At 66.0% G+C, this 25,741-nt stretch carries 30 protein-coding genes; 21 read left to right on the top strand and 9 right to left on the bottom strand.

Annotation, left to right across the window (positions count from 1 at the left end):
- Nucleotides 1-8: 8 nt before the first annotated feature.
- From K3U93_RS22285 to K3U93_RS22275, 3 genes are read left to right on the top strand one after another with little or no spacing between them, the layout of a single operon-like run.
- Entirely contained in the window at nt 9-1,730 is a 1,722-nt protein-coding gene (locus K3U93_RS22285) for a virulence factor Mce family protein (RefSeq protein WP_083011828.1), read from the top strand.
- Nucleotides 1,730-2,437, top strand: coding sequence for an Rv1363c family protein (locus tag K3U93_RS22280; RefSeq protein WP_083011830.1), 708 nt, complete (start codon nt 1,730-1,732; stop codon nt 2,435-2,437). Before K3U93_RS22285 ends, K3U93_RS22280 begins: the two co-directional genes overlap by 1 nt.
- Nucleotides 2,437-2,928 carry a mammalian cell entry protein gene (locus tag K3U93_RS22275; RefSeq protein WP_071513172.1) on the top strand — a complete coding sequence of 164 codons (492 nt, stop codon included), beginning with the start codon at nt 2,437-2,439 and terminating at the stop codon, nt 2,926-2,928. The genes K3U93_RS22280 and K3U93_RS22275 overlap by 1 nt, the downstream gene beginning before the upstream one ends.
- Nucleotides 2,929-2,933: 5 nt before the next feature.
- Here the strand turns inward: K3U93_RS22275 and K3U93_RS22270 are convergent, their stop codons facing one another.
- The 3 genes from K3U93_RS22270 to K3U93_RS22260 form a co-directional block, all read right to left on the bottom strand.
- On the bottom strand, nt 2,934-3,512 hold the full coding sequence (locus K3U93_RS22270; protein ID WP_071513173.1) for a hypothetical protein: 579 nt from the start codon (nt 3,510-3,512) through the stop codon (nt 2,934-2,936).
- A 91-nt stretch (nt 3,513-3,603) separates the two neighbouring features.
- A complete protein-coding gene (locus K3U93_RS22265) occupies nt 3,604-5,112 on the bottom strand; it encodes an alpha,alpha-trehalose-phosphate synthase (UDP-forming) (protein WP_083011832.1) in 1,509 nt (502 codons plus the stop codon).
- Nucleotides 5,113-5,277, bottom strand: coding sequence for a hypothetical protein (locus K3U93_RS22260; protein WP_139797152.1), 165 nt, complete (start codon nt 5,275-5,277; stop codon nt 5,113-5,115).
- A 160-nt stretch (nt 5,278-5,437) separates the two neighbouring features.
- On the opposite strand from K3U93_RS22260, the gene K3U93_RS22255 reads away from it, so the two are divergent.
- From K3U93_RS22255 to K3U93_RS22235, 5 genes are all read left to right on the top strand, one after another.
- Nucleotides 5,438-6,385: an enoyl-CoA hydratase gene (locus tag K3U93_RS22255; protein ID WP_071513175.1), complete on the top strand. Its 948-nt coding sequence runs from the start codon at nt 5,438-5,440 to the stop codon at nt 6,383-6,385.
- 83 nt (nt 6,386-6,468) lie between these two features.
- Complete coding sequence (locus K3U93_RS22250; RefSeq protein ID WP_083011834.1) at nt 6,469-7,299, top strand: SDR family oxidoreductase; 831 nt, start codon at nt 6,469-6,471, stop codon at nt 7,297-7,299.
- Between the two features lie 17 nt (nt 7,300-7,316).
- Nucleotides 7,317-8,108 (top strand): SDR family NAD(P)-dependent oxidoreductase, encoded by a 792-nt coding sequence (locus tag K3U93_RS22245; RefSeq protein WP_083011837.1) that lies wholly within the window; start codon nt 7,317-7,319, stop codon nt 8,106-8,108.
- Nucleotides 8,109-8,340: 232 nt separating this feature from the next.
- Entirely contained in the window at nt 8,341-9,465 is a 1,125-nt protein-coding gene (locus K3U93_RS22240; RefSeq protein ID WP_083011840.1) for a helix-turn-helix domain-containing protein, read from the top strand.
- 16 nt (nt 9,466-9,481) lie between these two features.
- Complete coding sequence (locus K3U93_RS22235; protein ID WP_139797153.1) at nt 9,482-10,003, top strand: PIN domain-containing protein; 522 nt, start codon at nt 9,482-9,484, stop codon at nt 10,001-10,003.
- Nucleotides 10,004-10,080: 77 nt separating this feature from the next.
- Here the strand turns inward: K3U93_RS22235 and K3U93_RS22230 are convergent, their stop codons facing one another.
- Together K3U93_RS22230 and K3U93_RS22225 are read right to left on the bottom strand one after the other, a co-directional pair.
- Nucleotides 10,081-11,637 (bottom strand): LCP family protein, encoded by a 1,557-nt coding sequence (locus K3U93_RS22230; RefSeq protein ID WP_083011845.1) that lies wholly within the window; start codon nt 11,635-11,637, stop codon nt 10,081-10,083.
- 360 nt (nt 11,638-11,997) lie between these two features.
- Nucleotides 11,998-12,204, bottom strand: coding sequence for a hypothetical protein (locus K3U93_RS22225; RefSeq protein WP_420915430.1), 207 nt, complete (start codon nt 12,202-12,204; stop codon nt 11,998-12,000).
- A gap of 223 nt (nt 12,205-12,427) precedes the next feature.
- Here K3U93_RS22225 and K3U93_RS25115 point away from each other — a divergent pair, with 223 nt between their 5' ends.
- From K3U93_RS25115 to K3U93_RS22210, 3 genes are all read left to right on the top strand, one after another.
- Nucleotides 12,428-12,727, top strand: a complete 300-nt coding sequence (locus tag K3U93_RS25115) for a hypothetical protein (RefSeq protein WP_083011850.1) — start codon at nt 12,428-12,430, stop codon at nt 12,725-12,727.
- 180 nt (nt 12,728-12,907) lie between these two features.
- Nucleotides 12,908-13,861, top strand: a complete 954-nt coding sequence (locus tag K3U93_RS22215; RefSeq protein ID WP_176220048.1) for a permease — start codon at nt 12,908-12,910, stop codon at nt 13,859-13,861.
- Nucleotides 13,858-14,577: a TIGR03943 family putative permease subunit gene (locus tag K3U93_RS22210; RefSeq protein WP_083011854.1), complete on the top strand. Its 720-nt coding sequence runs from the start codon at nt 13,858-13,860 to the stop codon at nt 14,575-14,577. Before K3U93_RS22215 ends, K3U93_RS22210 begins: the two co-directional genes overlap by 4 nt.
- A gap of 487 nt (nt 14,578-15,064) precedes the next feature.
- Here K3U93_RS22210 and rpsR read toward each other — a convergent pair whose 3' ends face one another.
- Genes rpsR through rpmB form a run of 4 tightly spaced genes read right to left on the bottom strand, consistent with a single transcriptional unit; the run spans nt 15,065 to nt 16,039 of the window.
- A complete protein-coding gene (gene rpsR / locus K3U93_RS22205) occupies nt 15,065-15,331 on the bottom strand; it encodes a 30S ribosomal protein S18 (protein ID WP_083011859.1) in 267 nt (88 codons plus the stop codon).
- Nucleotides 15,331-15,636, bottom strand: a complete 306-nt coding sequence (rpsN, locus tag K3U93_RS22200; protein WP_071513187.1) for a 30S ribosomal protein S14 — start codon at nt 15,634-15,636, stop codon at nt 15,331-15,333. Before rpsN ends, rpsR begins: the two co-directional genes overlap by 1 nt.
- 2 nt (nt 15,637-15,638) lie before the next feature.
- A complete protein-coding gene (gene rpmG / locus K3U93_RS22195) occupies nt 15,639-15,803 on the bottom strand; it encodes a 50S ribosomal protein L33 (protein WP_071513188.1) in 165 nt (54 codons plus the stop codon).
- Nucleotides 15,803-16,039 (bottom strand): 50S ribosomal protein L28, encoded by a 237-nt coding sequence (gene rpmB, locus K3U93_RS22190; protein WP_071513189.1) that lies wholly within the window; start codon nt 16,037-16,039, stop codon nt 15,803-15,805. The genes rpmG and rpmB overlap by 1 nt, the downstream gene beginning before the upstream one ends.
- Before the next feature lie 112 nt (nt 16,040-16,151).
- Between rpmB and mrf the strand changes: the two genes are divergently transcribed.
- The 10 genes from mrf (at nt 16,152) to K3U93_RS22140 (ending at nt 24,744) form a co-directional block, all read left to right on the top strand.
- Nucleotides 16,152-17,345, top strand: a complete 1,194-nt coding sequence (mrf, locus tag K3U93_RS22185) for a ribosome hibernation factor-recruiting GTPase MRF (protein ID WP_071513190.1) — start codon at nt 16,152-16,154, stop codon at nt 17,343-17,345.
- Nucleotides 17,342-17,620: a type B 50S ribosomal protein L31 gene (locus K3U93_RS22180; RefSeq protein ID WP_071513191.1), complete on the top strand. Its 279-nt coding sequence runs from the start codon at nt 17,342-17,344 to the stop codon at nt 17,618-17,620. Before mrf ends, K3U93_RS22180 begins: the two co-directional genes overlap by 4 nt.
- Before the next feature lie 282 nt (nt 17,621-17,902).
- Nucleotides 17,903-18,694, top strand: coding sequence for a metal ABC transporter solute-binding protein, Zn/Mn family (locus tag K3U93_RS22175; protein ID WP_139797157.1), 792 nt, complete (start codon nt 17,903-17,905; stop codon nt 18,692-18,694).
- On the top strand, nt 18,681-19,469 hold the full coding sequence (locus K3U93_RS22170; RefSeq protein ID WP_071513193.1) for a metal ABC transporter ATP-binding protein: 789 nt from the start codon (nt 18,681-18,683) through the stop codon (nt 19,467-19,469). The genes K3U93_RS22175 and K3U93_RS22170 overlap by 14 nt, the downstream gene beginning before the upstream one ends.
- Nucleotides 19,470-19,531: 62 nt before the next feature.
- Nucleotides 19,532-20,383, top strand: a complete 852-nt coding sequence (locus K3U93_RS22165; RefSeq protein ID WP_176220049.1) for a metal ABC transporter permease — start codon at nt 19,532-19,534, stop codon at nt 20,381-20,383.
- A gap of 105 nt (nt 20,384-20,488) precedes the next feature.
- Complete coding sequence (locus K3U93_RS22160; protein WP_420915364.1) at nt 20,489-21,364, top strand: alpha/beta fold hydrolase; 876 nt, start codon at nt 20,489-20,491, stop codon at nt 21,362-21,364.
- Nucleotides 21,365-21,536: 172 nt separating this feature from the next.
- The gene (locus K3U93_RS22155; protein ID WP_071513195.1) at nt 21,537-22,190 is read left to right on the top strand and encodes a S1 family peptidase; all 654 of its coding nucleotides are present in this window, start codon (nt 21,537-21,539) and stop codon (nt 22,188-22,190) included.
- A 173-nt stretch (nt 22,191-22,363) separates the two neighbouring features.
- Complete coding sequence (locus tag K3U93_RS22150; protein ID WP_071513196.1) at nt 22,364-22,831, top strand: lipoprotein LpqH; 468 nt, start codon at nt 22,364-22,366, stop codon at nt 22,829-22,831.
- A gap of 50 nt (nt 22,832-22,881) precedes the next feature.
- Nucleotides 22,882-23,823 carry an MAP_0585 family protein gene (locus K3U93_RS22145; RefSeq protein ID WP_176220050.1) on the top strand — a complete coding sequence of 314 codons (942 nt, stop codon included), beginning with the start codon at nt 22,882-22,884 and terminating at the stop codon, nt 23,821-23,823.
- 150 nt (nt 23,824-23,973) lie between these two features.
- Entirely contained in the window at nt 23,974-24,744 is a 771-nt protein-coding gene (locus K3U93_RS22140; RefSeq protein ID WP_083011872.1) for an enoyl-CoA hydratase, read from the top strand.
- The last annotated feature ends 997 nt before the right edge of the window (nt 24,745-25,741 follow it).

Here is a 25,741-nt window from a genome sequence, read left to right as displayed (position 1 = left end):
GGGCGGACATGCTAGACAGACTGACCAAGCTTCAGCTCGGCATCTTCGGAGTGATCACGGTCATCACTCTTGTGGTGATGGCGATCTTCTACCTCCGCCTGCCCGCAACGTTCGGCATCGGTACCTACGGCGTGAGCGCCGACTTCGTTGCGGGCGGCGGCCTGTACAAGAACGCGAACGTCACCTACCGGGGTGTCGCGGTCGGCCGGGTGGAGTCGGTGGGGCTGAACCCCAATGGCGTCACCGCCGAAATGCGGCTTAACAGCGGCACTCCCATTCCGTCGAACGTCACCGCCACCGTGAAGAGCGTGTCGGCCGTCGGTGAGCAATACGTCGACCTGGTGCCACCGGCCCAGCCGGCAACGACCAAGTTGCGCAACGGATTTCGGATCGACCGGCAGAACACCCGGATCGGCCAGGACGTTGCCAACCTGTTGAAGCAGGCGGAGACGCTGGTCAACAGCCTCGGCGACACCCGGTTGCGCGAGCTGCTGCACGAGACGTTCATCGCGGCCAACGGCTCGGGTCCCGAGCTGGCCCGCATGATCGAATCCGCCCGGCTGCTGGTGGACGAGGCCAACGCCAACTATCCGCAAGTTTCGCAGTTGATCGATCAGGCGGGTCCGTTCCTGCAGGCCCAGATTCGCGCCGGCGCCGACATCAAGTCGCTGTCTGACGGGCTGGCGCGTTTCACCTCCGAGGTCCATCGGTCCGACCCGCAGCTTCGGTCGACATTGGCCAACGCCCCGGACGCGGCCGACGAGGCCAGCACCGCGTTTTCCGGCATCCGCCCCTCGTTCCCGGCGTTGGCGGCCAGCCTGGCGAACCTGGGCCGGGTGGGCGTCATCTACCACAAGTCGATCGAGCAGCTGCTGGTGGTCTTGCCGGCCTTGTTCGCCGCGATCGTCACTGCCGCCGGCGGCGTGCCGGCAGATGAGGGCGCCAAGCTGGACTTCAAGATCGACCTGAACGACCCGCCGCCGTGCGCCGTGGGTTTCCTGCCGCCGCCGTTGATGCGCACCCCCGCCGACGAGACGCTGCGCGAGCTCCCGAAGGACATGTACTGCAAGACCGCGCAGAACGATCCATCCACCGTTCGCGGCGCCCGCAACTATCCGTGCCAGGAGTTCCCCGGCAAACGGGCGCCGACGGTTCAGCTGTGTCGTGACCCGAAGGGCTATGTGCCCGTTGGCCGCAACCCTTGGCGCGGGCCGCCGGTCCCGTACGACACGCCGGTAACGAACGGGCTGAACATCTTGCCGCCCAACAAGTTCCCGTACATTCCACCGGGCACCGACCCCGACCCGGGCACGCCCATCGTCGGGCCGCCCCCGCCCGGTGTGGTGCCGGGGCCCGGACCTGCACCGAATCAGCCGGCGTACGATCCGCCGCCGCCCAACGACAGCGGGCCGCCGCCGGGCAACCCGTCGTGGAATCCGCCGGGGGTCCCGCCGGCTCCGCCCCAGCTGCCGTATCCGAAGTGGCTGCCGCCACCACCGCCGCCGGTGGGGGTCAATCCTCCGCCGTCGGGCCCGGGACCGGAGAAGTCGTGGGGACCGCCGCCTGGTCCGCAACCGCAGGCCAGCGGACCGGCCTACACTGTCTACGACCAAAAAACCGGGGCGTTTGCGGATCCGGCGGGTGGCACCGGTGTTTTCGCGCCCGGCGCCAGCGGTGCGTCCAGTGCCGAGAATTGGGTGGACCTGATGCGTGATCCGAGGCCGATGTAGTGGTACCTGAAGTCACCGGGGAGCAAACCACGACACGACGTGTTCGCCGGCGGGCGTCGCGCGCGGCGGGTCCGGCGAAAAGTGAGTTGGAACAGGCCGCCACGGTTCGGGTCGACGTTTCGGGCGAGCCGACGCCGCCGGCGAAAACCGGCCAGTCCTTCAAGGCCGTCAAGCCGCCGCCGCGGCGGCCCGCCCACCGGGCCCTGGTCGGGTGGATCTCAATTGCCGCCGCGCTGTTGGCGATTGGCGCGCTGGCCGGCTGCCTGTACGTTCTGCTCACCCAGCAGCGGTACGCCGACGCGCAGCGGGTGCGCGACCAGCGCTTCGTCGACACCGCCACGCAGGTGGTGGTCAACATGTTCAGCTACAAGCAGGACAACATCGACGACAGCGTCAACCGGTTCTACAACGCGACCAGCGGCCCGCTGCGCGGAATGCTCGGCGCCAACAACAACGTCGAGAATCTCAAGGCGCTGTTCCGCTCCACCAACGCGACGTCGGAAGCCGTTGTCAACGGCGCCGCCTTCGAGGGCTTCGATTCGGTCACCGACAACGCCTCGGTGCTGGTGTCGGTGCGGGTCACGGTGGCCGACATCGACGGCGTCAACAAGCCGTCCATGCCGTATAGGCTGCGGGTCATCGTGCACGAGGACGAAGCCGGGCACATGACCGGTTACGACCTGAAATATCCGGACGGGGGTAATTGATGCGGTGGTGGCGGTGGCTGATCGCCGTCGCGGGCTGTCTGTTGGCGGCGGGCATCATCGGGTTGTCCGCGGCCGCCGGCTGGTTCTATTGGGACCGCGTGCAGAGCCGTGCCGAGCAGTCGGCGCGGGCCGTGCTACCGCAACTGGCCACCAAGGAGATACCCGCGGTCTTCGCCTACGACTACCAGACCGTCGAACGTAGCCTCGCCGAGGCATATCCGTTGCTGACGCCGGATTATCGCCAGGAGTTCCAGAAGAGCGCCAACGCACAGATCATCCCGGAGGCCAAGAAGCGCGAGGTGGTCGTGCAGGCAAACGTCGTCGGCGCCGGGGTCATGACCGCCAAGCGGGATTCGGCGTCGGTGATGGTTTACATGAACCGCACCGTGACCGACAAGTCACGGCAGCCGCTCTACGATGGCAGCCGGTTGCGGGTGGACTTCAAGAAGATCGGCCACAAGTGGCTGATCGCCTACATCACGCCGATCTAGGCCCCTTAGTAGCAAATCGCAATGTCGTTGCATTGCATCGGATAACGCTGGACCGGGCTGGGCGGGGGCCCAACGAGCGCCAGCGAGAACGGTTGCTTGCTCATCGACGGTTGCAGGCCGCAGACGGCGCCGTGCAGAGTGGTATGTGTGCCGTTGAGCGTCTCGTTGTCGAACGCGTAGGTCTCGGTGGATTCGGCGGTGCCACCGCCCGGGCACGAAACACCGTCGGCCACATTCACCTTGAAGGTCCACAGGCCGCTCACGAGCCGGGCGTTGCCGTTGTAGTTCTGCAGCTTGTCTTCGCGGCTGATCCGCTCGGACGTCGCGCTCACCACGTTCAAAGAACAGAAGTCCGCCATGATGGTCGGGTTGGAATAGTCCTTGTAGTAACGGCTTCCGTTTACTTGATCGCACAGCACCGCGATCGTCCACGTCACCCCGGACACGCCCGCCTGGTTGAAGGTATAGGTGCCGTCCGCCGGCGGTGCGACCGCACTCGCCGGGCTGCCGGACTCCAGCGCCAGGCCCGCTGCGACGGCCGAGAAGATGCCGGCGCCGGCGGCCAACCCGCGACGAAGATTCACGTTTGTTTCTCCCTTCACGCTGCATTGAGTATCACAGTGTTTCGGTGCCAGCACCATGGGTTTGCCGCTGCTAAATGACGCTTAACTGGCCCTAAGCGGTACTGTGCGGATGCGACTCGGCGAGGGCGTCGAGGAACGACCGTGCCCAGCGGTCCACGTCGTGCGCGAGCACCTGGCGGCGCAGCGACCGCATCCGCCGCCGTCCCTCCTCGACCGTCTGGTTGAGCGCCGCTTCGATCGCGTCCTTGACCCCTTCGAGGTCGTGCGGGTTGACCAGATAGGCCTGCCGGAGTTCGGCGGCGGCGCCGGTGAATTCGGACAGGACGAGCGCACCGCCGAGATCGCTGCGGCAGGCGACGTACTCCTTGGCCACCAGGTTCATCCCGTCGCGCAGCGGGGTGACCAGCATGACGTCACTGGCCACGAAGAACGCGATGAGTTCGTCGCGGGGAACCGGACGGTGCAAGTAGTGCACCACCGGGTGACCGACCTCGGCGTATTCGCCGTTGATGTGGCCGACCTGCCGCTCGATGTCGTTGCGCAGGATCTGATAGCTCTCTACGCGTTCGCGGCTCGGTGTCGCCAGCTGGACCAGCACGGTGTCGTCGCGTTTCGCGCGACCCTCGGCCAGCAGCTCGGAGAAGGCCTTCAGCCGAACGTCGATGCCCTTGGTGTAGTCGAGCCGGTCGACGCCGAGCAGGATCTTGCGGGGGTTGCCCAGCTCGGCCCGGATCTCCCGGGCGCGGCGGCGGACGTCGCGGTGGCGGGCCGCGTGGTCGAGCGCGCTGGAGTCGATGGAGATGGGAAAGGCGCCCACCCGCACGTTGCGGGACTCGAGCTCGACCTCACCGAACCGCGAGCGCACCCCGACCGCTCCCCGGGACGTGTTGACGCCGAGGAGCTGCCGAGACAGGAACAGGAAGTTCTGCGCGCCGCCGACCAGGTGGAAACCCACCAGATCGGCGCCGAGCAACCCCTCGATGATCTCGGTGCGCCACGGCAGCTGCATGAACAGCTCCACCGGCGGGAACGGGATATGCAGGAAAAAACCGATGGTCAGGTCAGGCCTCAGCGTGCGCAGCATCTTCGGCACCAGCTGCAGCTGGTAGTCCTGCACCCATACCGTCGCGTCCCGGGCGGCCGCACTCGAGGTGGCCTCGGCGAAGCGGCGGTTGACGTCGACGTAACGTTCCCACCATTCACGGTGGTAGATCGGTTTGACGATGACGTCGTGGTACAGCGGCCACAGCGTGGCGTTGGAGAACCCCTCGTAGTACTGGGCGACGTCGTCGGCACTCAGCCGTACCGGATGAAGCTGCAGGTCATCCTGGAGGATGGGCTCGTAATCCAGCTCCACCCCGTCGTCGCCGGCCTCGTCGTCGATAAGGCCCGGCCAGCCGACCCATGCCCCGCGCCGGCGGCGCAACAACGGCTCCAAGGCCGTGACCAACCCTCCGGGGCTGCGTTTCCAGGCCGTGGTGCCGTCCGGAAGCCGCTCCAAGTCGACCGGCAGCCGGTTGGCGACCACCACGAAGTCGGAGTTCCCGAAGCCCTCAGACTTTGACGTCTTCGTCGAAGACTGGCCTCCCCTGGGAGCCATTTAGGTGTCGAGTTTTGCCGGTCCAATGCCGAGCATGGATAAGAAGATGCGGCACTCGTCGGCGTCGTTCGCGTACGCGGCGACGACCCGCCTGGCCTGGCTTGCGGTGCTGTCGGCCAGCGGCTCCACATCGCCGATTTCGCCAGGATCAGATTTTGTAGCCATGACACAACTGTAGGCGACGCCTCCGTTCGCCCGCAGCCGTCTCCGACCGGGCTGGCAAATACTGGTCGACGATCGCCGCGCGCTACCCACCGGGAACCCGGTTACACACTGGCCGTAATGTGTAAACAGCGCGGATCTGACGACGAACGAGGTGGGCGGAATGACACTCTCCGACCAGGCTGGCACCCAAGCCGGTTTCGAGGCGGCCAATGTCGGCGCCGATGAGCTGGTGACCTATGAAACTCTCGACGACGGCCGCATCGCCAGGATCTGGCTCAACCGGCCCGGCGCCCACAACGCGCAAAACCGCGGCCTGCTGGTGCAGCTCGACGAGGCGTTCCTGCGCGCCGAGGCCGACGACACCGTTCGCGTGGTCATCCTGGCGGCACGCGGCAAGAATTTCTCCGCCGGTCACGACTTGGGCTCCGAATTGGCGTTGCTGGAACGCCAGCCCGGACCGCAGCAGCATCCGAGTTTTCGTGCAAACGGCGCCACCCGCGATCCGATTGCGGAGAAGACCTACCTGCAGGAGTGGCATTACTTCTTCCAAAACACCTGCCGCTGGCGCGATTTGCGCAAAATTACCATCGCCCAGGTGCAGGGCAACGCAATCTCGGCGGGCCTGATGCTGATCTGGGCGTGCGACCTGATCGTCGCCGCCGACAATGCCAAGTTCAGCGACGTGGTCGGTGTGCGCATGGGAATGCCGGGCGTCGAATACTATGCCCACCCTTGGGAATTCGGTCCGCGTAAGGCCAAAGAGCTGCTGTTGACCGGTGATGCGCTGGACGCCGAGGAGGCCTATCGGCTTGGCATGGTGTCCAAGGTTTTTCCGGTCGACGAGCTGGCCGACAAGACGCTGGAATTCGCGAGGCGCATCGCCGAGCGGCCCACGATGGCGGCCCTGTTGATCAAGGACTCGGTCAATGCCGCCTCCGACGCAATGGGATTCACCGAGGCACTGCGGCATGCCTTCCACATTCACGAGCTGGGGCATGCACACTGGGCGGCCCACAACGAGAACAGATATCCGATCGGCCTGCCGCCCGACGTCGAGGACTGGCGCAACGCCAAGCCGACGAAGCTGGCTCGCCGCGATACGCCCTAATATCTGCTGTGCTGCCGTCCCCGCAGGATGTGACGGCTGGCCTATGCTAGAACCCGTTTCAGTTTCGGCGTGAGGGGCTCGGGGTGCAGCTTTCTTTCGAAAACCGGACGTACCTGGTCACCGGTGGCGGCAGCGGAATCGGCAAGGGGGTGGCCGCCGGGCTGGTCGCGGCCGGCGCCTGCGTCATGATCGTCGGCCGCAATGCCGACCGGCTGGCGGCCGCTGTCAAAGACATCGAAGTGCTCGACGACGACGGCTCGATTGTGTACGAGCCCGCCGACATCACCAACGAGGAGGAGGCCGCCCGTGCGGTGGACGCCGCGACGGCGTGGCACGGCCGGCTTTACGGCGTGGTGCACTGCGCGGGCGGGTCGCAGACGATCGGTCCGATCACCCAGATCGACTCGGAGGCCTGGCGCCGCACGGTCGACCTCAACGTCAACGGCACCATGTACGTGCTCAAGCACGCCGCACGCGAATTGGTGCGCGGCGGCGGTGGCTCGTTCGTCGGAATCTCGTCGATCGCGGCCAGCAACACCCACCGCTGGTTCGGCGCTTACGGGGTCACCAAGTCGGCCGTCGACCACTTGATGATGCTGGCCGCCGACGAGCTCGGCCCATCGTGGGTGCGGGTCAATAGCATCCGCCCGGGCCTGATCCGCACGGATCTGGTTGCGCCCATTATGGAATCGCCGGAGCTGAGCGCGGACTACCGCCATTGCACGCCGCTGCCGCGGCCGGGTGAGGTGGAGGACGTCGCCAACCTGGCCATGTTTTTGCTCAGCGATGCGGCCAGCTGGATCACCGGACAGTGCATCAACGTCGACGGCGGCCACCTATTGCGGCGCGGCCCCGACTTCTCCGCGATGCTCGAGCCCGCGTTCGGAGCCGACGGGCTACGCGGAGTGGTCTAAGAGACCAGGAGCGGCAGATGACGCGACTCGAGGGCAAGCGGATCCTGGTGACGGGCGCCGCGTCGGGGATCGGCCAGGCCACCGCGCTGCGGTTGCTGGACGAGGGTGCCACCGTGGTGGCCTCCGACGTCGCGGCCGATGGCCTGGCCGTCACGGCAGCCCGGGCGGACCGGGCGGCAACCGCCGACCGCCTCACCACCATGTCGATGGACGTCGGTGACGAGGATTCGGTGATCGACGGCGTGCGTCGGGCCGCCGAAACACTCGGCGGACTGGATTCGCTGGTCAACGCCGCCGGCATCTTGCGCGCCTCGCACACGCACGAGACCAGCCTCGAACTGTGGAACCAGATCGTCGGCGTCAACCTGACCGGAACCTTTCTGGTGGTTCGGGAGGCGCTTCCGGCGCTACTGGCCAATTCGCGCAGCGCGATCGTCAACTTCAGCTCCACGTCGGCCTCCTTCGCCCATCCCTATATGGCGGCCTACGCGGCGAGCAAGGGCGGAATCCAGGCCTTCACCCATTCTCTGGCCCTCGAATATGCGCGCCAGGGCCTGCGCGCGGCGTGCGTGGCACCCGGCAGCATCAAGTCCGGAATCACCGATGCCACAGGCGGATACATCCCGAAAGACGCCGACTGGTCGTTGTTCCCCAGGCTCATGCCGATCCTGCCCACGACCGTCGAATCCAGCGGAGCCGGGATGGCCGAACCCAGCGCGATCGCCGGTGTCATCGCCATGCTGGTGTCCGAGGACGGCGCCTGGATCACCGGCACCGAAATCCGCATCGACGGCGGCACCCACGCCTGAGTCGACTCGGTGTGCTTACGGGTAATGGGTCCGGTTTGAATCAATCAATTTGAGCGGCGATGGCGATCTCCAAGGGCCGCTCGGGCGTGAGCCTTGGGGCCCATCATTCACATTCAAAAGGATCGCTTCGTGCTCATTGCCTGGTCGTCACACTCTCTGTCGAGTGGATAAAAGCCAGTTCAGGGAGCATGTACCTCGACACCTTCATCGCGCCTGTGCGAAAATCACACACATGGACCACGCAACGCTTGGACGTCGGGTTGCCCAGGCGCGTGAGGAAGCGGGCATCTCTCAAGGAAAGTTGGGGGAACTCGTGGGCCTCGACCGCACGGCCATCAATCGTGCCGAAAGCGGTGACCGCAAGCTCACCATGACCGAGATGGTCGCGATTGCCGAAGCCTTGGAGCGTCCACTTGGATTCTTCGTCAACGATCCGCTTCCAGCCGTCGTCAATCGAAGAAGGGACCTCGTTAACGCACCCGACGATGCACGTCACGATACGACCCAGGCGCTTGATGCCGAAATCGAGTTGTTCGCATCCGATGCCCTCATGCTTTTAGAGATGGATCTCCTCGCACCGGTGAAACGCGACCAGGACGCTAGGACACCGCAAAACCACGACGAGGCCGAACATTTGGCTGCCGCAGCCCGTCGCCGTCTAGGTTCAGCGGACGAGCCAATACTCGATCTTGGGGAGGCTTGCGAGCAGCTCGGGCTGTATACCTACGCCGCCCCCTTAGGAGTCAATGGCCCAGACGGTGGATGCGTCGAGGTCACTAGTGACGTGGAAAGCATCGCTGTTGCCGTGATCAACGGCGACATGGAATCAGGTCGCCGTCGAATGACGCTTGCTCACGAATTGGGCCACTGGCTTTGTGGTGACGCCTACGACGCGATGGCCGGGGTGGAGTGCGAGAAGATGCTTTTCTCGTTCGCCATTCACTTCCTCGCCCCGCGCTCCGGCGTGACGAGCGTGTGGCACAACCACCGCGATTGGAATAACCGTGACCGAGCGCTTGCGGTGGCCGCGACGTACCACCTGAGCTGGTCAGCGGCGGTGAACCAACTGCGTAATCTTGGCTTGATCGACTGGAGAGATGCCGAGAAGCTACTCCATCAAGAGCCGCGAACAGGCGACTATGTTCACCTCAAGCTAACTTGGGCAAGAGAACCCGAGAGCCCCTACCTTTCCCCCAGCTTCGCTGCGGCATGCATCGAGGGCTATACCTCGGGTCGACTAACGGCGGCCCGGACCGTTGAACTGCTGCGCGGCACGATGACGCGGGATGACCTCCCAGAGCGACCACCCAAAACGTTGGACGATTTGCGAAGGTCATTCGCGGGCCACGGTGACTGAGGCGGCTCGGTGGGTGATGGACACCAGCACGTATACCCACATGTGTCGTGCCGGGCACGCATCCATAATTCAGGACCTCGCTCCCCATGGAGTGGTTCTCATTCCCGCAGAGGTAAATACCGAAATCGAAAAGGGCAGAGAAAGGCACCCGGGCATTCCGGGCATTTCCATGGTCAACTGGGCGGCACACACCCTTATGACCGACGAAGAGGAATCGACCGCGATGCGGGTCAAGGCTGCCCTGGGTGGTGGACGGTTCCAACACTTAGGTGAGTCAGCGGTTATCGCGTGCGCCCACCACCGCAATCTGATTGCCGTCCTGGACGATCGCGCGGCTGTCGCCCAGGCAGATCGGCTGAAAGTCACGTCCATCGACACGATGTGGATCGTGGCAGAGGCCTACAAGTCACTGTTCAAGCGGGACCGGACTCAGACTGTGGCGCTTGTCGACGCGCTGCTAGAGACAGGCATGTACCTCCCCTTCCAAGATGGCGATTCCTTCTTCGCTTGGGCTTGGGAGGAGGGCATATTGCCGTAGTCCGACGGCAACAACCTCACTCTGGGCTTCATGTCACGGCAATGTCTTTCAAACTGGCGCACTATCCGCTTAGGCGCCTAGTTAACGCACGGCACGCCGCCGCCGTCGATCGGTTTCCCTTGATCGGGCGACGGATAGGTGGTGGTGGCGCCGTACCCATACGGACTGGACTTGGTGGTCGTCGTTGTGGTGGTGGTCGTCGTTTCGTCCGTCGTGGTCTCGTCGGGCGCCGGCATCGAGAAGTTGGTGTCCACGGTCACCCGGATGTGTCCGGCCTGGACGTTGGGGTCGGGCTGGTTCGGGGTGTCGAGGCCGAGCAGATTGGCCACGTTATGTGCGTCCGTTTCCGCGCCGGCGCCGTACGTGATCGTGCTGGCGGTCGGCTCGCCCGACTTGCGGTCACGCACCTGACCCGCGGTGTAGCCGCGCATTTTCAGCGCGCGGGACACCTCGCCGGCGAGTCCGCTCATGCTGCCGGAGTTGATCACGTCGACGACGGTGGACGGACTGGGTTTGGCGGCGGTGGTGGCGGGCGCAGTCGTCGGTGTGGGGGTGCCGATCGCCGCGGCCACCTCGGCCTTGATCGCCGCCGGGTCGATGATGTTGACGTCCAGGCCGTCGATGTTGTCGTAGCGCACCACGGGCAGCGTCCGGAATTCGACGTCACCTCCGGCGAGCGCACCTAATCGTTGGATCATGTCCTCGTTCCAGCCGGACGAGAGCACCACATCCTTGCGCGCCACCGCCATCAGGCTTTTGAGCTTGTCCAGGTTGGTGAAGGTGCCCGACTCCTGCAGTTCCTGCATGACCGACGAAATGAACGCCTGCTGGCGGTGGGTGCGGTCTAGATCCCCGTTCTCCAGGCCGTGGCGCTGCCGGACAAACGCCAGCGCCTGGGAGGCGTCGAGCCTCTGCCGCCCGGCCGGGAAGTCGGCGCCGGAGTACGAGTCGTAGACGGGGTGGTTCAGGCATACCTCCACGCCGCCCAGGGTTTGGGCCAGGTCGTAGAAACCGGCCAAGTTGATCTCGGCGAAGTAGTCGATCGGAACACCGGTCAGGCTCCGCACCGCGCGCAGGGTCGCCGCCCGGCCCGCTTCACGGCCCTTCGTCTCGAGTTCTTTTTGGCTGCTGACGCCCTGGTTGGCGAGCTTCTGCGCGACGTATTGCTTGGTCAGCCCGTAGGCCTCTTTGATCTTGATGTGGTTGTATCCGGGAACGCCGGTGAAGGGCACCCAGTCGTCGCGGGGAATCGAAAAGGCGACGACCTTCTCGTCGGCCCCGACGTGCACGAGTATCAACGTGTTGGTGTTGTAACCGCCGTCGTCGGAATCGCCGGCGTGCAAATGCTTCAAGATCGACCAGGGCAGGTCGTTGCCGTCCTGGTCTTTGCGCGAGTCCAGCCCGATGAGCAAGATGTTCATGTTGTCGCCGCTGGATCGCGGATCCTCCGGCGACAGCGCCTGCGAAACGGTGATGCCGCCCAGCGCGCCGTGGGCCACGTAATAGCCCCCGCCGGTCAGCAGCACCGCCGCCAACGAGACCAGCGTCATGAAGCCGCGCGTCAGCCCCTTGCGAAGAGCCGACGGTTGATGAACGGCGCGATGGCGATGATGTGCACCACCAGAGCGTGGCATCAAAAACCTCGTCCTGTTACCAGCGCACCACCCAGTACCGCAACAGTGGTTTGCGGTGATGTCGCCTGCAGCATGCCGTCAAGTATGCGGTAGCTTGCTGTGAAGCCTCCAATCCAGCGTGCAGCTGTGGGCAGGCTCACTCGGCCCGCCAGGCGACCCGCGCCGCCTCGACCAGCGTGTTTGACCAGACCGCACCAAGCTTTGGCCGGGGAAGCGTCCCGGGAAACTACGTGGCCGACGAGATCGAGCGCAACTCGTTACCGGGCGCAGACTATTGGCTCGACCGGTCGCCGGAAACCCTTGGTCGGCGGCGCCGTAGGCCGCGCCGTTGCAACGACTTTCGATTAGGACACCGGGCAGCTATCGGATTTTGACGAGGTCCTCGCCCGAGGTGTAGTAGAAGCGAATGTTCGAGCCCGTGGCGATTTCGGCGACGTATACGGCAAGCGGTTCGACCTCGTAGTAATAGTGGACATTGCCCTGCGTATCCACCGCCGTGGCGCACGAGTAACCCGGCGCACCGCATCTTTGCTTGATCGGCATCGCGAGGACCGCGAGCATCAGCATGACGACAAGCCCGGCCACCACCGGGACGTTGTTCGATGCGTACCTGGCCCGCGCAGGATGCATCACAGGAGTGTAAGCGCCGCACCGGGCTTTCTGGGCGCTGTAAATTTCCGGGACGGGGAGACGTTGACATTTTGAACCTGGTGGACTCCAACGACGGTCACTAAAATTGCGGTGCGCCAGCATCTTGTGAGTCAAAAATCCGGTACGGCGGTGAGAAGCAATGACCAGCGCAACCCACAACAAGCACGTCGACCATGATCATGCGCACGGCGAAGGATGCGGCCATGTTGCCATCCCGCACGGAGATCACGTCGACTATGTGCACGACGGCCACCTCCATCGAAGGCACGAGGATCACTACGACGAATGCGAGCCATCCGGCCACACGGTGCACGAGCAACATGACCATGTGCACGGCGAAGGATGCGGCCATGTTGCCGTTCCGCATGGGGATCACGTCGACTATGTGCACGACGGATGCCGGCATGCGGCTCACGGCGAGCACTACGACGAGCACTGACCGCCACGCAATTTAACCGCCCGGTGTCGTTGTCCCTGTTGACGATTCGGACGTAGACGGCACGGTCGTACCCAAACATCGAACCCGTGTCGCGCGCGGGATTCCGGTGCGGCGCCGGCGCCCTGACATACTGGGACGGTGGCCACGCTGAGGACTAGGCCCAGGCTGCGCGTCGGGTCGATGGAGGTGTTGGTCGGCATCCTGCTGGCCTGTGCCTTCTTGGCGACGCGGCTGCGGAGCGCGGTCTTCGGTAGTGCGGCGTTGTCGACGGCGGGCACCGTGTTCTGTGGAGTGTTCGTGCAGGCCCTTCCCTTCCTTGCGCTTGGGGTGATCGTCAGCGGGTTGATCGCCGTGTTCGTGTCGCCGGAACGGTTGGCGCGCTGGCTGCCGCGGCGCCCGGCCGTGGCGGTGTTGGCGGCCGGTGTGGGCGGGGCGGCGCTGCCCGGCTGCGAGTGCGGCTCCGTGCCGGTGGCGCGGCGATTGTTCGGCGACGGAGGAGCCACGGGCGCCGCGGCTTTGACGTTCATGCTGGCCGCGCCGGCGATTAACCCGGTGGTGCTGGTGGCCACCGCGGTGGCGTTTCCCGGTGCGCCCGGAATGGTTCTCGCCCGGATGGGGGCGTCGCTGCTGACCGCGGTGATCATGGGCTGGGCCTGGTCACGTTGGGGCCGCCCGGAGTGGGTCACCCGCCGGCTGCCCGCTTCGGCCGCTCGGGCCGAATCGCGTTGGTCGGTATTCGCCGAGGCGGCCCGCCACGACTTCCTCCAAGCCGCATCCTATTTGGTGTTGGGTGCCGCCGCGGCGGCGATTCTTCATGTGGTGGTGCCGTCGTGGGTGTTCGCGCATCTGGCGGCGGACCTGATCCTCGGTGTGGCGGTGATGGCCGCCCTGGCGGTGGTCCTGGCGTTGTGTTCGGAGGCCGACGCGTTCGTGGCAGCCAGCATGACGATGGTGCCGCTGCTGCCCCGGCTTGTCTTTCTGGTCGTGGGCCCGGCCGTCGATGTGAAACTGTTTGCGATGCAGGCGGGCATGTTCGGCCGGGCTTTCGCGACGCGCTTTGCCCCCTGCACGCTGCTGGTTGCGACGGTGAGCGCCTGCGTGATTGGGCTGCTCGTCCTCGGCGGTGGCAAGTGAGCCGCGAGACCGAAAACACCGTATTGCTGCTGGTGGGCATCAGCGTCGCCATGATCGCGGTGTCGGGCACGTTCACTCGTTACGTCAAGCCCGGGCTGCTGCCCTGGCTGGGCGCGTCGGCGGCGTTGCTCATCACGCTGGCGCTGGCGGCGATCGTCACTGACGTCCGCCGCGGCGGACGGCGGAGCGGTGATCGGACCCAGCCGCACTCCCATAGGACCGGCACGGTGTGGCTGCTCGTAATTCCCATCGTGGTCCTGATTTTCGTGACGCCACCGGCGCTGCGGCCCTCGGCCGCCGCCCCCTCCGTGACGCCGGTATCCAATGATGTTCTGAATCGGGCATTTCCGCCGTTGCCGCCGGGGGCGGCTCCCGAAGTGTCGCTGCCGGATGTGTTGATGCGCGAGGCCCATGACACCACCGGCTCGCTGACGAATCGGCCGATCACCGTGACCGGCTTTGTGCTCAACGAGGCGCAGGGCGTGGACCTTGGCCGCATCGTCATCATCTGTTGCGCGGCCGACGCCCAGCTGGCCCGCATCCATCTGGGTGGCCCGGCCGCCGCTCACGCCGCCGGATTGCCGGACAACACGTGGCTTCGGGTTGAGGGCAAAGTTACACCCGCGCAACCGAATTCAGTCACGATTCCGACGCTGCAGGCCGCCACCGTCACTCGGATCGACGCCCCGGCCAACCCCTACGCCTACCCCCACTGACGGACTTCAGTTGTTTCGACTCGCGCTGCGAGCCCATAGGTGCCTACTGAGCTGCCTTGGCACCGGCGTCTTTTCCCATTGGCCGAGCTCCAGCCAATCGCGCAGGGCCGCTGCCTCACAGTTGTCGGTGATGGGTCCGATCCAGTGGGGCGGTCCGCAGGCTATTCGGTCGTTCGTACAGGGCTGGACCACGGCCATGACGCCGCATCCCGTCGGGCGCGACGCGCAGGTGAGTGGTCCGAGCATGCACGCGGCGGAGACGAGCATGGCGTGCGGACAGCGCCGGATGGTGGGACGCAGTTCGTCGATCACCGAGAGCTGGTCGTCGACCGCACAGGCGGCGCAGACGATGACCGTGAACGGGCGGTCGGTGCCGCGGCCCGGGGAAGTCAACGTGCCGTGCTCCGGGCGGTCTCGCCGAGATCGGAGACACGTGATCTCATCGGCGTCAATCCCTCCTTCCGGATACCTTGAGGCACAACCTGTTTCAGGGACCGATGCTTTGCCCTGGGTAGGGCAGTAGCGCCATCTCGCGCGCATTCTTGATCGCGGTGGCGACCTGCCGTTGTTGTTGGACGGTCAGGCCGGTGACATGGCGGGAGCGGATTTTGCCGCGCTCGGAGATAAAGACGCGCAGCGTGGCGGTGTCCTTGTAGTCGACCGCGCTGAGGCCGATGCTGGCGAGAAGGTTCTTCTTGGCGGACCTGACGCCCGGCTGCGCGCTACGACGAGTCCGCGGAGGTTTCTTGGCCATCACCAGCTCGCCTTCCGCACACCGGGTAGCTGCCCGGCGTGGGCCAATTGACGGACCCGCACCCGCGACACCCCGAACTTGCGCAGGTGCCCGCGCGGACGCCCATCGACGGAGTCGCGGTTGCGCAACCGCACGGCGCTGGCGTCACGGGGCTGGCGCGCCAACTCGCGTTGCGCCGCCGCCCGTCGCTCGTCCGTGCTCGACGGTGAGCGGATGATCTCTTTGAGCTCGGCGCGGCGTTCGGCGTAGCGCGCCACAATCGCGCGACGGCGCTCGTTCTTGACGATCGCGGACTTCTTGGCCATGCTCAGCGCTCCTCTCGGAAGTCGACGTGGCGCCGGATCACCGGGTCGTACTTGCGCAGCACCAGCCGGTCGGGGTCGTTGCGCCGGTTCTTGCGGGTCACATACGTGTAGCCGGTCCCCGCCGTGGAGCGCAGTTTGATGATGGGGCGGATTTCGTTGCGCGCCATCAGATCCGCTGCCCTTCGCGGCGCAAGCGCGCCACGACGGCTTCGATGCCGTCACGGTCGATGACTTTGACGCCCTTGGCGCTGACCCTCAGCCGTATGCGGCGGCCCTCTGAGGGCAGGTAGTACGTCTTGAGCTGGATATTGGGCGACCAGCGGCGACGAGTTCGGCGATGCGAGTGCGACACGGTATTACCGAAACCCGGTGCCCGGCCGGTCACTTGGCAATGTGCGGACACTGTGCATCCTCCTCGACCAGAGTCCCTTATTGAAAATGATTTTCGACAAGCCTCGCCAGAGACGGTACCGTACAAGCAGCTCTAATGAAAATGGTTACCAATAAGGAGGGTGATGCGGACGCCCGTCATCCTGGTCGCCGGCCAGCAGCACACCGATCCCGTCGTGGGGGCGCTGCTGCGCACACCCGGGACCCTGGTCGTCGAGCACCGGTTCGACGGTCACGTGGTGCGCCGAACGACGGTGACCCTGCAACAGGGTGTGTTGACAACCACGGAGGTCGGGCTCGAACTGGCGCACGGGTGCGTGTCGTGCACCATTCGCAATGACCTGCTGGTGTTGCTGCGTCAGCTGCATCGCCGCGACGACGTTGACCGGATCGTGGTGCACCTGGCGCCCTGGCTGGAACCCGAGCCGATTTGCCTGGCCATCGACAATGTCCGGGTGCGGGTGGCGCCGGGGTACATCGACGGACCCGCGGCCCTCGATGTGTCCATCGCCGCGGTGGTGACCTGCGTCGATTCGTCGGTGTGGCTGAGCCAAGCGCTCGGCGACGCCGAACTCGCCGACGGGCGCACGCAGGCCCAGGTGGTCGTGGGCCAAGCCGAATTCGCCGACGTGGTGGTGCTCAACCGCGCGGAGCCGTTCGTCGCCGCCGTGCTGCGCCGTCTGTCACCGCGTGCGCGCGTCCGGGTCGGCGCCGACGGCGTCGAGGAGGCCCTAAAGAATCTGGATCCCAACGCCCGGCAGGGCCGCAGCGACGATCCGCATGGCCCGCTGCTGGCCGGGGAGCCGCCTTTGGATTCCCGTGGCCCGATCAAGCTGGTCGAGTTCAACGCCCGATGCCCTTTCCATCCGCAGCGTCTGCACGCTGGCTTGGATCTGCTCCTGGAGGGTGTGATCCGCACCCGGGGCCGGCTGTGGCTGGCCAACCAACCCGAGCATGCGATGTGGTTGGAATCGGCCGGCTGTGGGCTGCGGGTCAGTTCGGCCGGCAAATGGCTGGCCGCACTCTCCGACTCCGAGTTGGCCGGAATCGATACCGAACGACGCGCGTTCGCCGAGCTGGGATGGGACGAACGGCACGGGGACCGGCACACGGCGATGACCATCCTGGTGTGCGGCGCGGATGTCAAAGAAATCCGCGACTGCCTCTATGGCGCGCTGCTCACCGACGACGAACTTCGGCGGCCCGAGGACTGGATCCATTACGACGATCCGTTCGGCGACTGGCACGAAGACCCCTGTGCCGCCCTGGCAGAGGCCGACGACGCACCTTCCCGCACACAGGACGGAGACCGCCGATGAAGCCCGGCATCCACCCCGATTACCACCCGGTCGTCTTCCAAGACGCCGCCACCGGCGCGACGTTCTTGACCCGATCGACGATCACGAGCTCGCGCACCATCGAATGGCAGACGCCGCAGGGGGTGTGTACCTATCCACTGGTCGTCGTCGACGTGACCCGCGATTCGCACCCGTTTTGGACCGGTGGGCGCCGCATCGTCGACAGCGCCGGACAAGTGGAGAAATTCCATCGCCGCTACGGGGACCGTAAACGCGGGGCAGACGCGCCTCGGTAAGCGGGGATTGCCCGTCCCCGCGCAGTCCGCCCGGCTCGTATGGCGTGCTTGTTGCCGAGGTCTCGCCCGGCCGTGATGAGAACCGTTATCGTTCTGCGCGTGAGGGTCTTGCGCTCCTCCCGCTTTCGCCGCGCATACATCGCTGCCGCCGTCGCACTGACGCTCGCCGTAACGGGCTGCTCGACGGGCCAGACGCGCACCCCGGCGAATTCTGGCGCCGCCACGCCGGGAGCCACCGGCAGCGCCGCCGCGGCGCCCTGCCCGACCGCCCCGGTTGCCGTCGTGGTCAGCGTCGATCAGTGGGGCGATATCGTCGCCGAACTTGGCGGCGCTTGCGCCACCGTCAAAACCGTGCTGGCCAGCTCGTCCCTGGACCCGCACGAGTACGAGCCATCACCGGCCGACGCCGCCTGCTTCACGGGCGCCAAACTTGTCGTGGTCAACGGCGCGGGTTACGACTCGTGGGCATCCAAGCTGGCCGCCACTTCCGCCGCCCACGCCCACGTGGTGAGCGCCGCCGCGGTCACGAACACACCCGACGGCGCCAACCCGCACCTGTGGTACCTGCCGTCGGCCGTGACCGCGGTCGCCGACGCGGTGACCGCCGAGTTCGGCAAGCTCGACCCGCAGGCCAGTGACTACTTCAGCCAGCGCCGATCCCAGTTCACCGCCGCGATAGCCCCCTACACCGGCCTGATCGGCAAGATCAGGGCCGGCGCGGCGGGGAAGTCCTACGCGGCCACCGAAACGGTCTTTGACTATCAGGCGCAGGTGCTGGGCCTGGTCAACAGGACCCCGGCGGGCTATCAGCGTGCCTCGGCCAACGAGTCAGACCCGTCGCCCGGCGACATCGATGCATTCTGTGCCGCGCTGGCCGGCCGGCACATCGACGTCCTGGTCTACAACCCCCAGACCCAGGGTTCGATCCCCGAGCAGATCCGGTCGGCCGCCGAACGGGCGGGGGTGCCCGTCGTCGACATGACCGAGACAGTGCCGCCGGGGCAAACCTCGTTTGAAGGCTGGCAATACGCCCAGCTCGTCGCGTTGGGCAAGGCGCTCGGTGTCGCCGTCTGAGCCTGCCGCCACACCCCCCGCGCTGGCGTTCACCGACGTCAGCGCCGTGCGTGGCGGCCGGCTGATCTGGTCGCAGGCCACCTTCACCGTGCCCGCCGGCGGCATCGTCGCCGTCATCGGACCAAACGGCTCGGGCAAAACCACCCTGCTGCACATGGTCCTTGGTCTGGTCCCGCCCGCCAGTGGCCACCTCGAGGTGTTCGGCCGCCAGCCCGGCCAGGCCAACGACCGCATCGGCTACGTGCCGCAACGCTATGCCGAGACCTCGGGTGACGCCATTCGCGCCGCCGACGTGGTGCTGCTCGGGCTCACCGGGCGCCGGTGGGCGTTCGCGCGCACCACCGCGGCCCAACACGGGCAAGTGGCCCAGGCATTGGCCGCCGTCGAGGCCAGCGAGATCGCCGGCCGGCGGCTGTCGACGCTTTCCGGCGGGCAACGGCAACGCATCGCGCTCGCCGCGGCCCTGGTGGCCCAACCGCAGTTGCTGATCCTCGACGAACCGCTGGCGTCGCTGGACCTTCATAGCCAGCGTGACATCGTCGCGCTGCTGGCCCGGCTGCACGCCGAGCTGGCCGTCACCATCCTGGTGGTCACCCACGACCTCAACCCATTGCTGCCCATCCTCGACAGCGCGATCTACCTGCTGGACGGGCACCCGCACTACGCACCGATCCACGAGGTGGTGGACGAAGCGCTGCTGACCCACCTCTACGGCACCCCGATCCAAGTCGCACACACCCCGCACGGGGACCTGTACATGAGGAGCACGTTGTGACCGATCGTTTTGTGGCCGTGTCCTATCAACCCAATTGGTGGCCCATCTTGACATCGGCGTTCATGAGCAACGCCCTGATCGGCGGGACTATCGTCGCGCTGGCCGCCGGGTTGATCGGCTACTTCGTCGTGGTGCGACAAACCGCCTTCGCCGCCCATGCCTTGGCGCACATCGGGTTTCCCGGTGCGACCGGCGCGGTCCTGGTGGGCGTGCCCGTCGCCGTCGGACTGGGCGTGTTCTGTGTCGGCGGGGCGCTGGTGATTGGCGTGCTGGGCAAGCGGGCCGCCGAGCGTGAAGTGGTCACCGGGACGGTCCTGGCCGTGGCGAGCGGTTTGGGCCTGTTCTTCAACTCGCTGGCCACCAAGAGCTCGAGCACGATCACCAACGTGTTGTTCGGCAACCTGCTGGCCATCTCCCGCAATCAACTCGTCGGCTTCGCGATTTTGCTGGTGGTGCTGGCGCTGAGCGTCGGCGTCATCTATCGGCCCTTGCTGTTCACATCAGTTGACGCTCTGGTCGCCGAGGCCAAAGGCGTGCCCGTGCGTGCGCTGTCGATGATGTTCATGACGCTGCTCGGGCTCGCCGTAACCATGGCCGTCCAGGCCGTCGGTACCTTGCTGCTGTTTGCCCTCGTGGTCACCCCGGCGGCCACCGCGATCATGTTGACGCCCCGCCCGGTCGTGGCCATGCTCGCGTCGACCGCGATCGGCCTGAGCGCGGTGTGGCTGGGTCTGGGCGCATCGGCCATGTTCAACCTGCCGCCGAGTTTCCCGATCGTCACCATCGCCGGCGCTATCTGGTCGGCCGTCTGGTTGATCAACCACATCGGGGCGGCCGCGCGAGCATCGGAGACCCCGCCGCGTGTGTCACCCGCCCTAACTTCCGGGGCAACGGGACCGGAATCATCGGTTTGATACCCCGGGTCCCGTGGGTGGGCAGCACCGCGGCCGCGGCGTTCGGCGCAGGCACAACAGACGTGGGTGGGTCGGGGTCGTCTTACGATCTCCTGGTGACCCCAAATGTTTATGGCACCTGAAACGTTCTCGGCCCAGGGGCCGGGCGGCGTTCGCATCGTCGCTGACCGCGTCGGGGATCCTCGAGCGCGTGCGGTGGTGTTCTTGCACGGTGGCGGGCAGACCCGCCGCTCGTGGGCCAAGGCCGCCGCCGCCGTCGCGGGGCGCGGGTGGCAGGCCGTCACGATCGACTTGCGCGGCCACGGAGAATCGGACTGGTCGAGCGAAGGCGACTATCGCGTCGTCAGCTTCGCCGCCGACGTCCAGGAAGTGTTGCGCGGCCTGCCTCCGCGGCCGGTGCTGGTGGGCGCCTCGCTGGGCGGGTTCACCTCGATGCTGCTCGCGGGAGAGCTTTCGCCGGGCATCGCCAGCGCGGTCGTGTTGGTCGACATCGTGCCGAACATGGAGCAATCCGGGGCGAATCGGATACACGCCTTCATGGCCGACCGGGTGGAATCGGGGTTCGGCTCACTCGAAGAGGTCGCCGACGCGATCGCCGAGTACAACCCGCACCGGCCCCGACCAACCGACTTGGACGGCCTGACCACCAACCTGCGCCGCCGCGGCGAGCGTTGGTACTGGCATTGGGATCCGCAATTTATCAGTGGCACAGCGCCATTCCCCCCACTCGAGGTCACCGACGCCGACCGCATGCACGCCGCCGTCGACGCCATCCTGCACAGCGGCGTGCCCATGTTGCTCGTTCGGGGCCAAATGAGTGACCTCGTCAGCCAAGAGCGCGCCGACGAATTTCTTGCGCGCTTCCCGCGGGTCGAGTTCACCGATGTGCGCGGGGCGGGACACATGGTCGCCGGCGACCGCAACGACATTTTCGCCGAGGCCGTCCTGGATTTCCTGGCCCGGCATGTCGACGCTAGATGACGGAATCGCTTGTCTCGCATCGTAGTTCCCGGTTTTTCGCTTGCGGGATTCACACTCGGCGTCCGTGGGCACGCCACGATTGCGCGGCGCCATCAGCTCGCCAGCCTGTTGCGGCGGACCCCGAATGCGCTCGCTGTTACTATGCTGCCCGACACGAGCGGAGGAGGGTGGCGTGACCATACGGTGGTTGCGAGGGTTGGGGCTAGTCGGTGCCACGGTGATGACCGCGACGACATTGGCGGGCACGGCGCACGCGGGCCGAGACTCCGCGCCCCCGACGCCGGGCATCCAGGTCGATGACGAAAGCGGCAGGTGCACAGCGGGTTTCGCGGCCCAAGGCGACGACGGCAACTACTACCTGCTGACCAGCGGGCACTGCGACGCGCACGACGGTTCGGTGTGGACCTACGGGCAGGACGTCCCGCTCGGCCCGATCACCGTCAGCGAGAAAGAAGGCGACGCGAAGGACGCCGCGATCATCCGCCTGGACCCCAGCGTCGGTGCGCCGATAGGTGATGTCGGTGGCAGGCCGGTCCGGGATGTGTTGAGCCGCTCGCAGATTAAGGTGGGCATGCCGTTTTGCAAGGTCGGTGCGGTCACCGGTGAGACCTGTGGCGCCATCACAAACGTTGACGGCGACGTGATCGAAGCCAGCGTGTTCAGCCTGAACGGCGACAGCGGCAGCCCTGGTTTCGTGAGGAACGCCGACGGCACGGCGAGCGCCGTCGGCATCTTGATGTCTTCACCGGACGGTGACGACAACACGACGTACTTCACGCTCGTGCAGCCACTGCTCGGCAAGTGGGGGATACGCATTCTCCCTTGAGGCGTGCTGATCGCTCGTCGGCGCTCAGCACAGCCGTTTACAAACCGTCGTACGGTGGTATCCGCGCGGGGCGGCATCTGGTCGTTCGGCCGGTCGGGCCCGCCCGCGGTGACGAGGTCACGATGAACCAAGATGAAATGGCAGCGACACCGGCGACATGAAGGAGAGCGGTAGTGAAGCTTGGGATCGTGGTCGGCGTAGCGGGTGCGGCCGTGGTGGTCGCGGTCTGTGGCGGCTGTTCGAGCAACAAGTCCAACACGGGAGCATCGTCGAGCTCGGCGCCGTCGGCGGCCGGCCCGCAGGTCATCGTCGATGGCCAGAAGCAGAACATCACCGGCCAGGTCACCTGCACCTCGGCCAACGGCAACACCAACATCGGCATCGGTGACGCGACAGCCGGAATCGGCGCGGTGGTCAGCAATGACAATCCGCCCATCGTCCACTCGGTCGGACTGGGCGCCGTCAACGGCGTGACACTCGGTTTCTCCGACGCCGCTCCGAATCAAGGCGGCAACGCCGGAGCCGCGGTAAGCGGCAAGTCTTACGCGATCAAGGGCACCGCGTCGGGTATCGATATGAGTAACCCGCAGCAGCCGCAGCAGGTGACCAAGTCATTCGAGATGGACGTGACTTGCCCGTAGCGCGGACGACCGATACCCGAGAGGGCCCGAGAGGAAATGTAGCTATGTCTATGAAACGTGTCGTCAGCGCGGCGGCGGTCGCGGCGGGCCTCGGCATTTCCGCAGTGACGCTGAACCCGGGGTTCGCCAACTCGGCCCCGCTGGACCCTCCGCCGCCGTGTCCGAACTGCCATGGCGGTGGCGGGGGCAATCCTGGCGGCCCGAGTGGCGGCGGCCCCGGTGGCGCGGCGGGCGGTGGGTCGCAGAATCCACAGAACCCTCCGCAGACCCATGAGCCGCCGAGCACCCAAAGCACCCAACCGCCGGCCACGCATAGCAGCGAGCCGCCGGGTACCCAAAGCACCCAACCGCCAGCCACCCAAAGCAGTCAGCCGCCGGCGACGCATAGCACCGCGCCGTCGGGCACCCAAAGCACCGAGCCGCCGGGTACCCAAAGCACCCAGCCGTCGTGGACGCGGGGCAGCGAGCCGCCGAGGACAGAAACCACGCAACCGGGCGCACAAACCACGCCGCCGAGCGCACAAACCACCGCGCCGGCTCACGGACAAACCCCGCCGTCCAACCCAGGGGCGCGCCCGGTCCTTAATCCGCCGAGCACGCAGCCTCCTCACCCGCCCTACGTCCCACGCGGAACGTACCTAAGCGGTAACGCGCAAGTGGGCGGCCCCGTGGACGCGTCCACCGGTTTCAGCATTGTGGGCCACGGCGCGCCACCTCCGCCGCCGCCTCGCGGGTTCGGCTGGAACGACGGCCCGGCTCCTGGCCACCCGCCACCCCACTGGGAAGGTCCCCCGCCTCAGGGTGGATGGAACGGCCCGCCGCCTCCCGGCGGCTGGAACCGCCCGTGGTCCGGGCCGCCGCGCGATGTGGCCGTCGCCCGCGCCGATTTCGGACCCTTCAACTACGACACCTTTACCGTCATCCCCGTCTTCAACTGGCAATTCGGAGGCTGGGGTTACTGGTTCTTCGGAGTCTGGGTCCCGCTCTACTGACGGCCGCGGCGCACCTTACGGCCCCGCGCAGGGTGTGCTGATTTTCCTCCGAATCGCTCAGCCGCGGAAGCGTTTTCGGGCACACGACCCGGGGCCCGCTCCCGATGCTCGGGTGAGCTCGTATCCGAACCGGGGTCAGGAGGCGCACTGATGGAATCACGGTTCGTCAGGCTCGGTCGCGATGGCGGCGTGGTGACTATCGAGTTGGTCAACTCCAAACCGCTGAATATTCTCGGCGCCGGCGCCATCGAGGAACTGACGACGGCGTTTCGCAGCGTCAGCCAAGACGACGACGTGCGGGTCGTCGTGTTGCGCGGAGCGGGTGAGAAGGCGTTCATCGGCGGAGCGGACATCAACGAGATGGTCGGTCTCGACCGGGCCAGCGGCGAGGCGTTCATCCGTCGACTCGCGGGCCTGTGTGAGGCGATTCGCGAATGCCCCGTCCCCGTCATCGCCCGACTCGCGGGCTGGTGCCTCGGCGGCGGCCTGGAGGCCGCGATGTCGTGCGATCTGCGCATCGCCGAGTCAGGCGCCAAATTCGGAATGCCGGAAGTGGCGGTCGGAATCCCCTCGGTGATCCATTCGGCGTTGATGCCGGCGTTGATCGGGGCTTCGCATGCGGCCTGGCTCTTGCTGACGGGCGAAACGATCGATGCCAACACGGCCGCCACCTGGGGCCTCGTGCACGAGGTCGTCGCCGCCGACGCGCTCGACATCCGCATCGGCGAGCTCGCCGCGAAACTCGGCGGATTCGGCCCGCATGCCGTCCGGCAGCAAAAGCGCCTCCTCAACAAGTGGTTCGACATGACGGTTCACGGGGCGATCGAAGACAGCATCGAGCAGTTCGGGCTGGCGTTCCTGACCGGAGAGCCGCAACAGCACATGCGGGCGTTCCTCTCACGCGGGAAAGACAAGAGGTAGCCGCGGTCGTGAACGGTCGACCAGCTCGCCGCCGTGGAGCGCGAGGCCTGGGGGTCGGTGCCCAAGTGTTGGCCACGTGAAGATCGGGCGGGTGCTGGGTCGTCGGCCCTGCGGCGATGACGCCGGCGCTGACTAACGCGACCCTGGCGGTTGCTCGCTCGTTTGTTCGATTTTGAGGCGCGCCCGAGCTGGACATACCTGAGAATTACTTAGGTTCGCAGGCCTTCGATCAGCCTTGGGGGAGTCGCTTCAGGAACGTGCGGCTTGGCAATCCTCATGGAGCCGAGAAACTCCTGGTAGCCAGGCTCTGGATAGGTATCATAGCAAACTCTATCCACCGCTGAAATAGTTTAACTTGAAAGTACCTGTCGGTAGGACAGACCCGCATCCACCCCCCTCACTCAACATAACTGCCGCCGTAACACGAGGATCGTTCGCCAGGGCATAGAGAACACCCTTTGTTTTTGCTGAGATACACTTTGCTTTTTGCCGAGATCGCTCGCGTTGTAAAAGTACATAACCGATAAGTCGCGGTAGTAATTGCCCGGCGTTCACGGAATTCCTCGGGTTGAGCGGGGATGTCGCCTCATGTAATTCCCCAGGGTCGCGTTCACGTCATTCCCCGCTGGAGGGGTGAGCGCGTCGTCGCTGGAGCGGCCACGGCCAAACGGCCGTTGGTGGGGCGAGTATCGGCCGCTCCGGCCGTCGAAATGCGAAAAAGCGCCCGTTTGTGTCGCTTGTCGGCGGGCGACCCGGGGTCACCTCGTGGCGTGACAGAGGCGCCAGAAGAGCCCGGGCGAATTCCTCCCGACAGATGCGGTCTGCACAGCGCGGCCGCGGCGTCGTGGTGTGCGTCGGTCGGGCGCTGCGACCACCCAGCGACTCAAAAATCAACCATGCCGACTGGTCGTCGGCTTTGGCTGCTCATCGGACCTTTTGCAATCGTTCAGGCAGGAGCCGAACTGGCCCAGGAACCACACTGATTTCTACCCAATTA

Source organism: Mycobacterium malmoense (assembly GCF_019645855.1).
Lineage (GTDB): Bacteria > Actinomycetota > Actinomycetes > Mycobacteriales > Mycobacteriaceae > Mycobacterium > Mycobacterium malmoense.
Note: the sequence above shows the minus strand (reverse complement) of the source record. Positions and strands in the feature narration are given on the sequence as shown.